This is a genomic window from Dactylosporangium sp. NPDC050688 (assembly GCF_040654515.1).
In the GTDB taxonomy this organism is placed as follows: Bacteria; Actinomycetota; Actinomycetes; order Mycobacteriales; family Micromonosporaceae; genus Dactylosporangium.
The window spans coordinates 49,116-63,018 of record NZ_JBFAIC010000003.1 but is presented as its reverse complement, the minus strand read 5'-3'; the positions used below and the strand labels follow the sequence as shown (position 1 = coordinate 63,018).

The following is a 13,903-nucleotide window of genomic DNA, read 5'->3' as shown; positions in this document are numbered from 1 at the left end:
TTTCTGTCGACAACGCTGTCATTTGCGGCCGGCCGCCCAGCGCATGCCCCAGCCGTAGGTCTCGTCGAGCAGGCGCTGCCCGCCACGGACGTAGCGGACCTCGCGGCGCACGGACACGTCGGCGCCGTTGCCCTCGATCATCGCGATCGCGCACATCATGGCCGACGGGTCCGGCTCGTCGAGGTGGATCTCCAGCTGGGGCCCGGCGACCGGGAACAGGGTCACCACGGCCTGGGCCGCGGCCCAGTTCGGGGTGCCCTCGTAGATGAACGCGAACACCAGGATACGGCGGATGTGCGCCGCGTACCGCAGGTCGACGAACAGGTTCTCGCCGCCGCTGCTGGTGCCGCTGCGGTCGTCGGCGTCCAGGCGGCAGATCGGATCCGGACCCAGGGTGTGCACGTCGCGCAGCGAGTCGCCGAGCGCCTGCACGACGCCCTTGGAGCCGTCGCTGTACTCGTACAGGCAGCCGAGGTCCAGGTCGATGCCCTTGGGCTTGCGGCTGAACAGCCCGCCCTTGGCGGCGGGCTGCGCCCAGTTGAGGTTGACCCGGAGGATGCCCGCGGCCCCGCCCTGCTTGGCGAGCGAGACGGCAGGCGCCGCCTTGGTCAGGGTGACCTTGGACAGCGAGACGGGGTTGTTGGGATTCGTCACGGCGTTGCCTGCCTTCCCGGGACGGGGGACGCGGGTTGAGTTTTACGGTCGGCTTTGGGTCTTGGTTTTTAGTTTTACGGTCGGCCGGCGAGGCTCTCGGCGCGCTCCTCGGCCGACTCACCGGTGCCGTTGCGCCGGTTGAGCAGCACCGAGGACAGGAATGCGGCGAGGATGAAGCCGACGCCGATCAGACCGGTGATGATCTCGGGCACCTCGTACTTGATCCCGACCAGCAGGATCGCGGCGAGGGCGCCGATGGCCCAGTGCGCACCGTGCTCGAGGAAAACGTACTCGCTCAGGGTGCCCTTGCGGACCAGGTACACCGTCAGCGACCGGATGTACATCGCACCGACGCCGAGACCGGCGGCGATGATGAAGATGTTCTGGCTGATGGCGAACGCGCCGATGACACCGTCGAAGGAGAACGACGCGTCGAGGACCTCGAGGTACAGGAACAGGAAGAACGCGGCCTTGCCGGCCACCTGGACGACGGCGTTCGGGCCGGACTTCGACGCGCCCTTGTCGACGTCGCCGGCGTCGCCGTGGATGCCGGCCGGCTTCTCGTCCTCGTCCTCGTCGTCGGCCAGGCCGCCGGCATTCTCGAAGAGCTCACCGAGGCTGTTGACCAGGATGTAGACGCCGATGCCGAGCACGCCGGAGACCATGACCGTGCCGGTGTCCTTGGCGAGGGTCTCGGCCGCGATGACGAGCACGGCGAGGGCGATCACGACCGAGAGCTGGTCGAGCTTGCCGATCTTGGCGAGCGGCTTCTCGATCCAGGTCAGCCAGGTGTGCTCGCGGGTCTCGAAGATGAAGTCGAGGAAGAGCACGAGCAGGAACATGCCGCCGAAGGCGGCGATGCTCGGGTGCGCCTCGTGCAGCAGCGCCGCGTAGGTGCCGGGCTCGTCAACCGACCCGCCCTCAAGGGCGAGCCGGATGACGTCGACCGGGTTGAGCTGGGCGGTGATGCCGACCAGCAGCAGCGGGAAGACCAGGCGCATGCCGAAGACGGCGATGAGCACGCCCACGGTGAGGAACAGCCGCTGCCACCAGGGGTTCATCCGACCCAGCACCGTCGCGTTGACCACGGCGTTGTCGAACGACACCGAGATCTCCAGCACGCACAGGATCGCGACGATGAGGAAGGCGGTCGGCCCGCCCAGGAAGAAGGCGCCGACGAGTGTCGCCGCGGTGACAGCCAGCGACCAGCCGAATGTCTTCAGAAACATCTGTCACACCGTTTCGGGCTCATCAGGGAAGTTGCGGTGCGCCGACCTTACTATCCGACGTTGACGCCGAAGTCCTGGGCAATGCCGCGCAGCCCGGATGCGTAGCCCTGACCGACCGCACGGAACTTCCATTCGGCACCATTGCGGTACAATTCGCCGAACACCATGGCGGTCTCGGTGGAGGCGTCCTCGCTCAGATCGTACCGCGCGAGCTCGACGCCGTCGGCGCTGTTGAAGACCCGGATGAAGGCGTTGCGGACCTGCCCGAAGGACTGCGAGCGGGTGTCGGCGTCGTAGATGGACACCGGGAAGACGATCTTGTCGACCTCGGCGGGCAGCGCGGCCAGGTTGACCTTGATCTGCTCGTCGTCGCCGCCGCCCTCACCGGTGAGGCTGTCGCCGGTGTGCTGGATGTTGCCGTCCGGGGTGGCGAGGTTGCCGTAGAAGATGAAGTGCTTGTCGGAGAAGACCTTGCCGTCGGCGCCCGTGGCGATCGCCGAGGCGTCGAGGTCGAACTCCGTGCCGGTCGTCGTGCGGACATCCCAACCGAGGCCGACGGTCACTGCCGTCAGACCGGCGGGACCCGCCTGCTTGGTCAGTGAGACGTTGCCACCTTTGGTCAGGCTGATGCCCATACCGATCTCCAGTCATTCGATGGTTTGCCTGTTGTTTGCCCCGGCGTCAGGCGGCGCCCGGGCTGATCATGGTGTTGCCCGCCCGAGAGTAGCGTCCGGCCGCCAGGGTGAGCCGGCGTTCCCCGTTCGTGCAGCGCGTGCGCTTGAGGCGTTGGGGTAGGCTCCGGCTTGTTCGATCAATGTTCGACACTAGCCGGAAGCGCGTTAGCTTTGAAGGCAGCTCCGGTGTCGTCGATCAGCCGGATGAATATATCCGACAGCCCGATCGGACACGGTTGACGACCACAACGAGAGCGCGAGGAGAGTTCCATGTCCGTCACCCTCACCAAGGGCGGCAATGTCTCGCTCACCAAGCAGGCGCCGAACCTTCGCGCGGTGATGATCGGCCTCGGATGGGACGAGCGGGCCACGACCGGCGCAGAGTTCGACCTCGACGCGAGCGCGCTCATGCTCGGCGAGAACGGCAAGATCCTGTCCGACCAGCACTTCGTCTTCTTCAACAACCTGAAGAGCCCCGAGGGGTCGGTCGAGCACACCGGCGACAACCTCACCGGCGGCGGCGACGGCGACGACGAGAAGATCCTGGTGCAGCTGGAGCAGGTCCCCGCCCAGTGCCACAAGATCGTGTTCCCGGTGTCGATCTACGAGGCGTCCCAGCGCGGCCAGTCCTTCGGGCAGGTCCGCAACGCCTTCATCCGGGTCGTCAACCAGGACGGCGGCGCCGAGCTCACCCGCTACGACCTGACCGAGGACGCGTCGTCGGAGACGGCGATGATCTTCGGCGAGCTGTACCGGCACAACGGCGAGTGGAAGTTCCGCGCAGTCGGCCAGGGCTACGCCTCCGGGCTGGCCGGGATCGCCCGCGACTTCGGCGTCAACGTCGGCTGATCTGAAAGGTCCAGGAATGTCCGAACTCGATCTTGGCGGCGACCCCACTCAGCAGGGCGCGCTCGTGCTCACCCCGCCCGCGCCGGTCGTGGTCGTCGAGCCGCAGCAGGCGGCCGGCGCCGTGCCCGTGCAGACGGAGAAGCAGCAGGAGCTGCACCGCAGGGCGGCCGCCTTCGTCGAGGAGCTGGCCTCGATCGACACCAACTCGCCGGCCTTCCAGCAGAAGGTCGCGTCGATCACGTCGATGGGCGAGCAGGACATGCGCGCGGCGGCCGGGATGTCCAACCGCATGTTGGAGCGTCCCGCCGCCGCGATGGGCCGCAGCCGGGGCCGCGGCACCGACGACGCCCAGGTCAGGGTCGCCAACACCCTCGTCGACCTGCGCAACACCATCACCGACCTGGACCCCAACCGGGCCGACCTGACCGGGGTGCAGAAGGTCCTGAAGTGGCTGCCCGGCGGCGACAAGATCGACCGGTACTTCGCCAAGTACAAATCGGCGCAGTCGCACCTCAACGCGATCATCGTCGCGCTGGAGTCGGGTCAGAACGACCTTCGCAAGGACAACGCGGCCATCGAGACCGAAAAGGTCAACATGTGGACCACGATGGGCCGCCTCGCCGAGTACAACGAGCTCGCCGCGGCCCTCGACGACGCGATCCAGGCGAAGGTCTCCGCCCTGGAGGCCGCGGGCCAGACCGAGGCCGCCGCGACCCTGCGCTCCGACGCGCTGTTCCCGGTCCGGCAGCGCCGGCAGGACATCATGACCCAGATGGCGGTCAACGTGCAGGGCTACATGGCCCTCGACCTGGTCCGCCGCAACAACCTGGAGCTCATCCGCGGCGTCGACCGGGCGCAGACCACCACGATCGCCGCGCTGCGCATCGCGGTGATCGTGTCGCAGGCCCTCGCCCGGCAGAAGCTCGTCCTGGACCAGATCACCCAGCTCAACACGGTCACCTCGAACCTCATCGAGGCCACGTCCCAGCAGCTCAAGACGCAGGGCGCCGCGATCAACCAGCAGGCCGCGTCAGCCACCATCGACATCAACAAGCTCCAGGCGGCGTTCGACAACGTGTTCGCCACCATGGACGCCGTCGACACCTTCAGGGCGCAGGCGGTCGAGTCGATGGCGCAGACGGTGCACGCCCTGGAGGGGCAGATCGAGCGGGCCAAGCCGTATCTCGAGCGCACCCTGCGCGGCCAGCAGACCGGCTGAGCCACCCGTGCGCTGGTTGCGATGGTGGGGGGAGGCCGACGAGCCCGCGCCTGCCCCCGAGCCCGCGGCCGACCGGACCAGCGAGGCGGTCGGCGACCCCGAGCAGATCCGCCGGCGCATCCTGGACGCCGAGCACTTCGTCAACCAGCAGGCGTCCAGGCTGCCGACCGCCGCGGTCGTCAAGGCCCGCTGGCTGACCGACACCCTCCGGGAGATCCTGGACACCTCGGCGAACCGTCCCCTGGACATCCACGCCGTGCTGCTCGTGCGCAACACGGTCGAGGACTTCCTGCCGACCACCCTTCGCAGCTACCTCAACCTGGAGGCGTCGATGCGCGACCGTCCCGGCCCGGTGCCCGAGCTGCTGGCCCAGCTCGACCTGCTGCAGGAGGCCGCGTCCAACATCCTGGTCGCGGTGCGCGGCCAGGACCGTGACGCCCTCGCCACCCAGGGCAACTTCCTGCGCACCAAGTTCTCCGGCTCCGACCTGGACCTGCCATGAGCAGCCCGCAGCGCAGCGGAGGGCTGCGAATCATCGGCTCAGGGTGGAGCTCAGGCCAGCGCCGGAGCGCAGCGGAGGTGACGGCATGAGCGGGCCGCAGCGCAGCGGAGGAGCCGCGAATCAGCAGCTCAGGGCTACTTCAGGGCGGCGCCGGAGCGCAGCGGAGGTGGCGCCATGAAGGAGATGAAGCGGGGGGCGAACGTCACCCTGACCCGGGAGATCCCCGATCTGCGGGGTGTGGTGCTGGGGGTGCAGTACAACGCGGGCCCGGAGCAGGTGCTCGCCGACAACATCGTGGTCGCCGCCATCCTGTGCCGCGGCGACGGTGACGCGCTGTCGGACCGGCATTTCGTGTACTTCAACCAGCTCGCCTCCCCCGACCTGTCGGTGCAGCAGCTGCGCGACGTCATGGGCGAGGACCAGGACCAGATCGAGGTCGACCTGCTCGCCGCGCCGGCCGAGGTCACCCGGATCGTGATCGTCATGTACGTCAACGAGGGCATCGCGGCCCGCCGCACCCTCGGCCGGTTGAAGTCGTGCGTCATCCGGGTCCTGAACCTCGACGGCAACGCGGAGCTGATCAGGTCGGAGAACCTGGCCCCGGCGCTGAACCTGGAGACCGGCCTGGCCCTCGGCGAGCTGTACCGGCACAGCGGCGGCTGGAAGTTCAAGGTCCTCGGCGACGGGTACGCCAACGGCGTCACCGCCCTCGCGGCGGACTACGGGATCCGGTTGTGAGCGGTCCGGAGCGCAGCGGAGGAGCCGCGAACCATGGGCTCAGTGTTGGCTCACGGCGGCGCCGGAGCGCAGCGGAGGTGACGGCGTGAGCGGGCCGCAGCGCAGCGGAGGAGCCGCGAACCATGGGCTCAGTCTTGGCTCACGGCGGCGCCGGAGCGCAGCGGAGGTGACGGCGTGAGCGGGCCGCAGCGTAGCGGAGGAGCCGCGAACCATGGGCGCAGTCTTGGCTCACGGCGGCGCCGGAGCGCAGCGGAGGTGACGGCGTGAGCGGGACGGACGACCTGTCCTGGCTGCGGCACCGCGGCCGCGTCCCCGCCCGCACCGCCGCCGATGACGACCTGTCGTGGATCCGGCACCGGCGCCGCCCGGCCGCTCCGGCCCCGGCGGCCACGACGTCGACCCCGGCGGCAGCCCCGGCGGTGGTGCCGCCGCCGGTGACCTCTCTGGACCTGTCGCCGGCCGCACCTGCCGGGAGCACGTCCCTGGACCTGTCCGGCCCCGCCCCGTCGCACGGCGCGACCTCCCCGGACCTGTCCTCGCCCGGACCGGCCATGCCGCCGCCCGGCTCGACGTCCCTGGACCTGTCCGCTCCCGGTCCGGCCGCACCGCCGCCGCAGGGCGCGACCTCGCTCGACCTGCCCGGTCCCGGCCCGGCCGGGCCACCTCCGCACGGCGAGACGTCCCTGGACCTGTCCGGGCCGGGGCCATCCGTCGCGCCACCGCACGGGGGGACCTCGCTCGACCTGCCCACGCCCGGCCCGGTCGCGCCGCCGCGGCACGGCGGGACCAGCCTCGACCTGCCCGGCGAGCCGACGAGGGCCCCGGCGCCGGTCGCGCGGGCGGCGCAGCCGGCGTTCACGCCGCCGCGGACGCTCGGCTCGGCGCCGACCGTGCTGACCCCGCAGCACCCGTCGGTGCAGCTGAACCGGCTGCAGTCCGGCATCGGCATGCTGACGTTCGAGGCCGCGTGGTCGCCGGACGAGGGGTTCGTGCTCGGGTGCGCGTACCAGATGGACAGCGGCTGGTCGTCGGTGCTGCGTCCGGGCGAGACGTTCGGCCCGCTCACCATGGACCGGCGGGCCGGGCACCAGCGGCTGCGCCTGGACCTGCTGCACGGCCGGCACCTGCGGCGGCTCATCGTGTTCGGCGTCCCGGCCGCCGACCCCGGGCCGCACTGGGTCGGCACGCTGCTCATCAGCACCCACGGGCACGCCCGCATCGAGGTGCCGCTGCAGCCCCCGCCGCCGGGCCCGACGGTGCTGCTGTCGCTGTACAACGTCGACGGCGAGCTGGTCCTGCGCGCCGAGGCCCAGCCGGTGCCCGGCCGCATCCGCGACGCCTGCCTGGCCTTCGGCTACGACCGCATCGCCTGGCGCGACGCCGACACCGCCATCCCGCCCGCCGGCACCTGAGCCCCGCCCGGCGAGCGCCCCTCGGCAAATCACGCTCGACAAACACCGCCTGACAGACCGCGTCGGCCGCCCCTATCCGGCCTCCTGACCGGCCGAAGCACCATCCGAAACACCGGCCGAAGCACCATCCGAAACACCGGCCGGAGCACCCGCCGAAACACCCGCCGAAACACCCGCCGAGGCACCCGCGGCCGCGCCGGCACCGCGACCCGCCCGGCGGGCCCGGTACGCCGCCGCCTTCACCCGGTTGCCGCACTCCTCCATGCCGCACCAGGCGCGGTTTCCCGCCCGGGACCGGTCCACGAACAGCCGCGTGCACTCGCTGAACGCGCACTCCCGGACGATGCCGGCCGCGCCGGCGGTGCCGAGCAGCTCGACCGCCGCCACCGCGACCGCCGCGCCCAGCTCGGCGGCGCCGCCCGTCCGCCGGATCCCGCCGACGGTGAGGCTGCGCACCGGCAACGGCCCGGCGGCGGCCGCGTTCAACGCCCGCAGGTCCCGCGCCGGCCACGAGCGCCCCTCGGCAGTCGCGGCGGCGAGCCGGTACACCTGCTCCCGCAACGCCAGCAGCGCCTCGAAATCCACCGCCGACACCGGCGGGGCGGCGCTCAGCACGCCCGCCTCGACCGCCCAGCGGGCCGCGTCGGCCGGGGTGGCGAGGAGCTCCTCCGGCGCGCTGCGGCGCCACTTGAGCGTGCCGGCGAAGTCCAGCGCGAGGTCACCACTGACGAACACGAACATCACGTCACCACCTTGACAGGTGACGAGGTCCCGGCGCAAGGTGTGCGTCACCGGTCAGACAGGTGACGCGAAGGAGACGGCATGATCAGCGCCGAGGAGTACCTCTACTACACCGACCGCGCGCTGGACGGCATGGTCCGCATCGTCACCGAGCTCGGCGACGAGCGCGCCAGGCGCCGGCCGCTGCCCGGGGGCAACTCGCCGTTCGCGCTGCTCACGCACTGCCTCGGGGTGGTCGAGTACTGGGCGGGCACCCTCGTGGCGGGCCGGCCGTCGCAGCGCGACCGGGACGCCGAGTTCACCGCCGAGGGGCGGGTCGGCGACCTCGTCGCCAGGGTCGCGCAGGTCCGGGCGCGGTTCGCCGAGGACGTGCGCGCCGCCCAGCCGCACGAGGCGCTGCGCGGCACGCCGCCCGCCGGGTTCCAGGGCCCCGACCGGGTCGCCACCCAGGGCGCCGCCCTGCAGCACGTGTTCGAGGAGCTCGCCCAGCACCACGGGCAGGTGGAGATCCTGCGCGACTGCATCGCGCCGGCCCGCGGCGACGAGACCGCCCGGCTGCGTGCCGGGCACGGCGTCAAATGGGGCGCCACGGCGCCGGACACGATCGGCGCCTGGGTCGCCGACATGGACCTCGGCGTCTCCCCCGCGATCCGCGACCGGCTCCTGGAGGTGGTGCACCGGGAGGACTTCGGCTACCCGTTCTGGCGCGGCGAGGACCCGGTCGTCGAGGCGTTCGAGGACTGGATGCGGCAGCGGCACGGGTGGGCCCCGCTGCCGGGCCGGACCAGGATCTTCACCGACCTGCTGCAGATCCTGCAGGTGATGGTGGAGCACACCACCGCACCCGGTGACGGCGTCGCGGTCCACGTCCCGGCGTATCCGCCGTTCCTGGCCAGCATCGCGCGCGCCGGGCGGCGCATCGTGCCGCTGCCGATGCTCGACGACGGCACCCGCTGGACGTTCGACACCGCCGGGCTTGAGCGGCGCCTCGCCGGCTGCCGGCTGCTGGTGCTGGTCAACCCGCACAACCCGACCGGCCGGGTGTTCGACCGCGCCGAGCTCGAGGCCCTCGCCACGGTCGCGGAGCGGCTGGACCTGGTGGTGCTCGCCGACGAGGTGCACGCGGATCTCACGTACCGGCCGCACCGGCACACCCCGTTCGCCTCCCTGGACCCCGGCGTCGCCGCCCGGACCGTCACCATGACGTCGGCGACGAAGGCGTTCAACCTGGCGGCGCTGCGGCTCGCCGTCGCGCACGTCGGGCCGCAGCGGGTGCGCGCGGTGCTGGACGCGCAGCCCCTGGACCTGTACGGCACGCCGAGCATCCTCGGGCGGGTCGCGACCGTCGCGGCGTGGCGGGAGTCGGAGGACTGGCTGGCGCGGACCCGGGCGCTGCTGCACGCCAACCGCGACGCCGTCGCCGCGCGGCTGCCGCACCACCCGCCGGAGGCGACCTACCTCAGCTGGATCCGCTGGGGCGGCACCGACCCGGCCGGGCACCTGGAGCGCGCCGCGAAGGTGCGGCTCAGCGCCGGCGCGGAGTTCTCCGAAGGGACCGCGGTGGACACCGGGGACTTCGTCCGGCTCAACTTCGCCACCGGCCCGGACGTGCTCGCCGACATGCTCGGCCGGCTCACCGGTGCGCGCTGACGACCCCGGCGACCAGCGGGATCGATCATCATCGCACCGATTTCACCGTGGGCCACCGGATCCGTAGACTGCACAGCCATGCGGGGGATCAGAAGGGGTCGATATGACAATCTGCGACGTATCGAAGGCAGCGACGCCGGCGCCGACTACCTGCTGATCCATCAGCTGACGCTGCGCGAGGAGTTCCCCTGGGACATGCGGATGGCGTTCAACCTGGCGTTCAACCGGTCGTTCGCGCTGCCCCGCGTCGCCCGGGAGCTGGTGCGCACCGGGCGGGTGCTGAGCGAGCCGCGCCGGCGCGCCGACGACACCGGCATCATCATGTACGAGATCCTCCTGCACGGCTTCGAGCACCCCCGCGGCCGGCTGGCGCTGCGCCTGCTGAACGAGGCGCACCGGCACGTCACCGCCGACAACGATGACAGCGTCCACGTCCTGGCGGCACTGGTGGTCGTGCCGATGCGGTGGCTGCAGCGGTACGGGTGGCGCCCGCCGGCCGAGCAGGAGCGCGAGGCGGCCGCACGCTACTACCGCGAGGTCGGGCTGCGCATGGGGGTGCGTGACATCCCCGCCGGCTACGGGGCGTTCGAGGAGTGGTTCGACGCGTACGAGGCGGCGCACCTGCGGCACACCCCAGAGGCGGAGCGCATCGAGCGGGTCAGCCGGGAGCTGCTGCGCGGCCGCTTCCCGAAGCCGTTGCGCGGCGCGGCCGACGCGCTCGTCGCGGCCCTGTACGACCCGCCGCTGCGGCGCGCCTGCGCGGTGCCGGACCCGCCGGCGTGGGCGCGGGTGGGGCTGGACCTGGCGCTGCGGGCGCGGGCCCGGCTGCTGCGGCTCGCCGCACCGCGGACCACTCCGCTGTTCGCCGACGGGATCGTCACGAAGTCCTACCCCGACGGCTACGACCTGGCGAAGCTGGGCCGACGGTCGTCGTGACCCGGGCGAGGGACGGGGCCCGCGGGGTGGAGCCGAAGCCGAAGCGCACCGGCGGGTCCACGTCGGCGAGGTCGCCGAGATCAGCGCCGTCCCAGGTGGCGGTGGCAGCGGTGATGCGGTGCAGGTCCTGCACGCCGTACCACTCGTGCCGGTCGTTGCCGGCGCTGCCGTGCGTGCGGACCCCCGGCAGCAGCAGGCGGGCCGGGGCGTCGACGGCGGCGATCCAGCGCGGGTGCCGGGCCACGGGCGGCGGCACGCACCGCAGCAGCCCGCCCAGCGCCCCACGGCGGCCCGTCGTGAAGTCCAGGCGGAGCGGACCGGCGGCGGCGGCCCAGGTCGTACCGTCGACGACGACATCGACCGGGACGACCTGGACCTCGTCGAAACGGTAGGTGCCGGCCACGAACCCGGCGAGCTGCGCGGTGCCGGCCAGCAGGACGCGGTGGCCGTCGGGGCGCTCCACCATGACGTCGCTGACCGGCCCGAACGGCGAGCGCGGCCAGTGGCCGAGGACGAGGCGGGTGCCGCCGGCGGTGCCGATGCCGGCGATCCACCCGTCGAAGCGCAGCGCGGTCACCGGCGCCTCCGGTGCGAGGTGAGCAGCAGGGCCAGCCCCGCGGTGCACAGCAGCGCGGCGGCGGCGTAGGCGAAACGGTAGCCGAGGTGCTGCGCGAGGCCGAACAGCGGCCCGGCGACGATCGCGGCGACCGGGTACGCGTTGCCGGCCAGGGTGGCCGCGCGGCCCGGCTCGCCCGGCAGCATCTCCTGCACGTAGGAGATGCCGAGGCCCTGCACGGCGGCGATGAAGCTGGCGTTGACCAGCTGTGCGGCGGCGACCTGCCAGGTGTGCGCGGAGGCGGCGACGAGCACGTAGTAGAGCACGCCCAGCCCGGCGCCGGCGGTGACGAGCCGGCGCAGCGGCCAGCGCGTGGACAGCGCGCCGAAGCCGAGCATCAGCGGGATCTCCAGGGCGGCGCACAGCCCGAGCACCAGGCCGGCGTCGCGCACCGAACCGCGCAGGTCGTGGCTGAGGAACAGCGACATGGCCTGCACGCCCAGCACCCCGGCCGCCTGCAGCAGGGTGAGCGCGGCGACGACCCGCAGCACCGTGGACGGCGCGTGGCCGCCCTCCGCCCGCTGCTGCGGAGCCGCTGGTTCGACGTCCTCCAGCACGAACACGGCGACGAGGACGGCCACCGCGTACATGGTGGCGGCGGACAGGTACAGCACGCGGAACCCACCGGCGTCCAGCAGGAACGCGGCCACGGGCGGCCCCGCCACCCACGCGATCGAGAACAGCATCCGCAGCGTGCTGATCGTCATCGCGGCGCGGGTCGAGCCGTGCCGCTCCAGGACCTCCCGGGCGTACGCGAACGCCTGCGGGAACAGCGAGCCGCTGATCGCGGTGACCGTCACCGTCAGCGCCAGCAGCACCCAGTAGTCGCGCACGAACGCGGTGGCGGTCGCGCTGAGCGCCCCGGCGGCGGCCGCGCCGGCGAGGATCTTCCGGCGGACGGGCCGCCGGTCCGACAGCCGGCCGATCAGGGTCGAGGACACCACCATCGACACCGGCCCGGCGACCAGGAACGCGGCGACGTGCACCGGGTCGGCCTTGACGGCGGTGCTGAGGAACAGCGACACGAACGGGCCGACGACCGCGGTGGACAGGCCGACGAAGAGGAACATCGCGCCGAGCGGCACGAGGAGCCTGGTCGCGCCCGGCGCCCGGGTGGTGCTGACAGGGGTGCTGGGCGGGGCGCTCGTTACCACGAGTCGCTACCTTACCGCTAAAGATGACGTCGGTACCGGTGAACCGGCTCACGGCGCTCGCGCCTCCCCCGGCGGGACTGCGGCGCCGCGAGCGGCGGGGCGACGCTACCGCCGGGCGCGGGGGCAGCGTCCCGGGTGGCGGCCGGCGCACGGTCAGCGTCCCGGGTGGCGGCCGGCACGGGGTCAGCGTCCCGGGTGGCGGCCGGCGCGGGGTCAGCGTCCCGGGTGATCGCCGGCGCTCACAGCGCGGGTGACGCCGCCGCGAACGGGACCGTGTCGACACCCAGCGCGAGCGCCACGCCACCGAGTGCGGCGGCGCGCAGCGACAGCACGCTCTGCACGACCTCGACCGACGCCGCGGCCGCCGTGAACGCCGTCTCGGCGAGCCCCCGCTGCAGCGGCTCGCGCAGGATGTCGGTGGCCGCGCCGAGCTCGTCGCCGAGCAGGACCCGCTGCGGGTTGATGAGGTTGACCAGGTTGCCGAGGGCGTACCCGAGCTGCGTGCCGGCATCGGCGAGCAGCCGGCGGCAGCCGGGGTCACCGGCCTGCGCGAGCGCGATGAGCCCGGCCAGGTCGGTGAGCTCCGGGTGCGCCACCCGGGCGTGGCTGAGCAGGGCGCGCCCGCCGGCGGACAGCTCGACGCAGCCGCGGTTGCCGCACCTGCAGACGGGGCCGCGCGCGTCGAGGGTGACGTGGCCCAGCTCGCCCGCGGTGCCGGCGGCGCCCCGGTACAGCCTGCCGTCGAGCACGATCCCGGCGCCGATGCCGGTGGCGAGCTTCACGTACACCAGGTCGGCGCAGCCGCGGCCGGCGCCCCACACGTATTCGCCGAGGGCGGCGAGGTTGGCGTCGTTGTCGACCCGCACCGGCAGCGCCAGCCGCTGGGTGAGCTCGTCGGCCGGCAGCACGTCGGCCCAGCCGGGCAGCATCCCCGGCGACCCTATGCGCCAGTCGCGGGTGATCGGCGCGGGCACCCCGAGCCCGACGCCCACGACGTCGGCGCGGGTGGCGCCGATGTCGCCCAGCGCCGCGTCGACGAGGGTGGTGCCGAGGTCGAGCGCCTCGCGGGGCCGGTCGTCGATGTCGAAGTCGGTGCGGGACTGCCGCTCGGCGAGCACCGCGTGGCCGAGGTCGGCGAGGGCGACCCGCACGTGCCGGCGGCCGACGTCGACGCCGACGGCGATCCCGGCCCGGCGGGTCAGCCGCACCACCGACGCGGGGCGGCCGCCGACGGGTCTGGCGGCGGCACCCACCTGCTCGCTCACGAGGTCGGCGCCGCCGAGATCGGCGAGGGCCGAGGACACCGTCGGGCGGGACAGGCCGCTGAGGTGCACGAGCTCGGCACGGGTGCGGGGACCGTACAGGCGCAGCGTCTCGGCCACCCGCCGGCCCGCACCACCGGTGTCGGGGTGCCAGAGGGTGTGAGGTTCGATGCGCTGGGCCGCCACGGCGCGATCCTCACGGCGCGGACGTGTTCTGTCAAGGACTTACTGAAAGTATCCGTCCCGAACCGGTATCCGGCGTTGGTA

The 13,903-nt window shown here is 72.6% G+C and carries 14 protein-coding genes; 7 read left to right on the top strand and 7 right to left on the bottom strand.

Annotation, left to right across the window (positions count from 1 at the left end; translation table 11 throughout):
* Positions 1-18 precede the first annotated feature (18 nt).
* From AB0H83_RS04435 to AB0H83_RS04425, 3 genes are all read right to left on the bottom strand, one after another.
* Positions 19-654 carry a hypothetical protein gene (locus AB0H83_RS04435; protein ID WP_360086658.1) on the bottom strand — a complete coding sequence of 212 codons (636 nt, stop codon included), beginning with the start codon at positions 652-654 and terminating at the stop codon, positions 19-21.
* A gap of 74 nt (positions 655-728) precedes the next feature.
* Positions 729-1,883, bottom strand: a complete 1,155-nt coding sequence (locus tag AB0H83_RS04430; protein WP_360086655.1) for a DUF475 domain-containing protein — start codon at positions 1,881-1,883, stop codon at positions 729-731.
* A gap of 50 nt (positions 1,884-1,933) precedes the next feature.
* Positions 1,934-2,518, bottom strand: a complete 585-nt coding sequence (locus AB0H83_RS04425; protein WP_360086652.1) for a TerD family protein — start codon at positions 2,516-2,518, stop codon at positions 1,934-1,936.
* Positions 2,519-2,827: 309 nt separating this feature from the next.
* Between AB0H83_RS04425 and AB0H83_RS04420 the strand changes: the two genes are divergently transcribed.
* The 5 genes from AB0H83_RS04420 to AB0H83_RS04400 all read left to right on the top strand — a co-directional run bounded on the left by AB0H83_RS04420 (position 2,828) and on the right by AB0H83_RS04400 (position 7,277).
* A complete protein-coding gene (locus AB0H83_RS04420; protein WP_360086649.1) occupies positions 2,828-3,406 on the top strand; it encodes a TerD family protein in 579 nt (192 codons plus the stop codon).
* 16 nt (positions 3,407-3,422) lie between these two features.
* Positions 3,423-4,625: a toxic anion resistance protein gene (locus AB0H83_RS04415; RefSeq protein WP_360086646.1), complete on the top strand. Its 1,203-nt coding sequence runs from the start codon at positions 3,423-3,425 to the stop codon at positions 4,623-4,625.
* Positions 4,626-4,632: 7 nt separating this feature from the next.
* On the top strand, positions 4,633-5,127 hold the full coding sequence (locus AB0H83_RS04410; RefSeq protein WP_360086643.1) for a hypothetical protein: 495 nt from the start codon (positions 4,633-4,635) through the stop codon (positions 5,125-5,127).
* Positions 5,128-5,301: 174 nt separating this feature from the next.
* The gene (locus AB0H83_RS04405) at positions 5,302-5,865 is read left to right on the top strand and encodes a TerD family protein (RefSeq protein WP_360086640.1); all 564 of its coding nucleotides are present in this window, start codon (positions 5,302-5,304) and stop codon (positions 5,863-5,865) included.
* Between the two features lie 263 nt (positions 5,866-6,128).
* The gene (locus AB0H83_RS04400; RefSeq protein WP_360086637.1) at positions 6,129-7,277 is read left to right on the top strand and encodes a hypothetical protein; all 1,149 of its coding nucleotides are present in this window, start codon (positions 6,129-6,131) and stop codon (positions 7,275-7,277) included.
* A gap of 72 nt (positions 7,278-7,349) precedes the next feature.
* Here the strand turns inward: AB0H83_RS04400 and AB0H83_RS04395 are convergent, their stop codons facing one another.
* On the bottom strand, positions 7,350-8,018 hold the full coding sequence (locus AB0H83_RS04395; protein ID WP_360087302.1) for a CGNR zinc finger domain-containing protein: 669 nt from the start codon (positions 8,016-8,018) through the stop codon (positions 7,350-7,352).
* Positions 8,019-8,099: 81 nt separating this feature from the next.
* Between AB0H83_RS04395 and AB0H83_RS04390 the strand changes: the two genes are divergently transcribed.
* Both AB0H83_RS04390 and AB0H83_RS04385 read left to right on the top strand, forming a co-directional pair.
* A complete protein-coding gene (locus AB0H83_RS04390) occupies positions 8,100-9,668 on the top strand; it encodes an aminotransferase class I/II-fold pyridoxal phosphate-dependent enzyme (RefSeq protein WP_360086634.1) in 1,569 nt (522 codons plus the stop codon).
* Positions 9,669-9,746: 78 nt separating this feature from the next.
* Entirely contained in the window at positions 9,747-10,604 is an 858-nt protein-coding gene (locus AB0H83_RS04385) for an oxygenase MpaB family protein (RefSeq protein ID WP_360086631.1), read from the top strand.
* Here AB0H83_RS04385 and AB0H83_RS04380 read toward each other — a convergent pair.
* The 3 genes from AB0H83_RS04380 to AB0H83_RS04370 form a co-directional block, all read right to left on the bottom strand.
* Complete coding sequence (locus AB0H83_RS04380; RefSeq protein ID WP_360086628.1) at positions 10,546-11,181, bottom strand: hypothetical protein; 636 nt, start codon at positions 11,179-11,181, stop codon at positions 10,546-10,548. The two genes, AB0H83_RS04385 and AB0H83_RS04380, sit on opposite strands and share 59 nt — an antisense overlap.
* Positions 11,178-12,374 (bottom strand): sugar efflux transporter, encoded by a 1,197-nt coding sequence (locus AB0H83_RS04375; RefSeq protein WP_360086625.1) that lies wholly within the window; start codon positions 12,372-12,374, stop codon positions 11,178-11,180. The genes AB0H83_RS04380 and AB0H83_RS04375 overlap by 4 nt, the downstream gene beginning before the upstream one ends.
* A 239-nt stretch (positions 12,375-12,613) precedes the next feature.
* Positions 12,614-13,822: an ROK family protein gene (locus tag AB0H83_RS04370; protein WP_360086622.1), complete on the bottom strand. Its 1,209-nt coding sequence runs from the start codon at positions 13,820-13,822 to the stop codon at positions 12,614-12,616.
* Between the last annotated feature and the right edge of the window lie 81 nt (positions 13,823-13,903).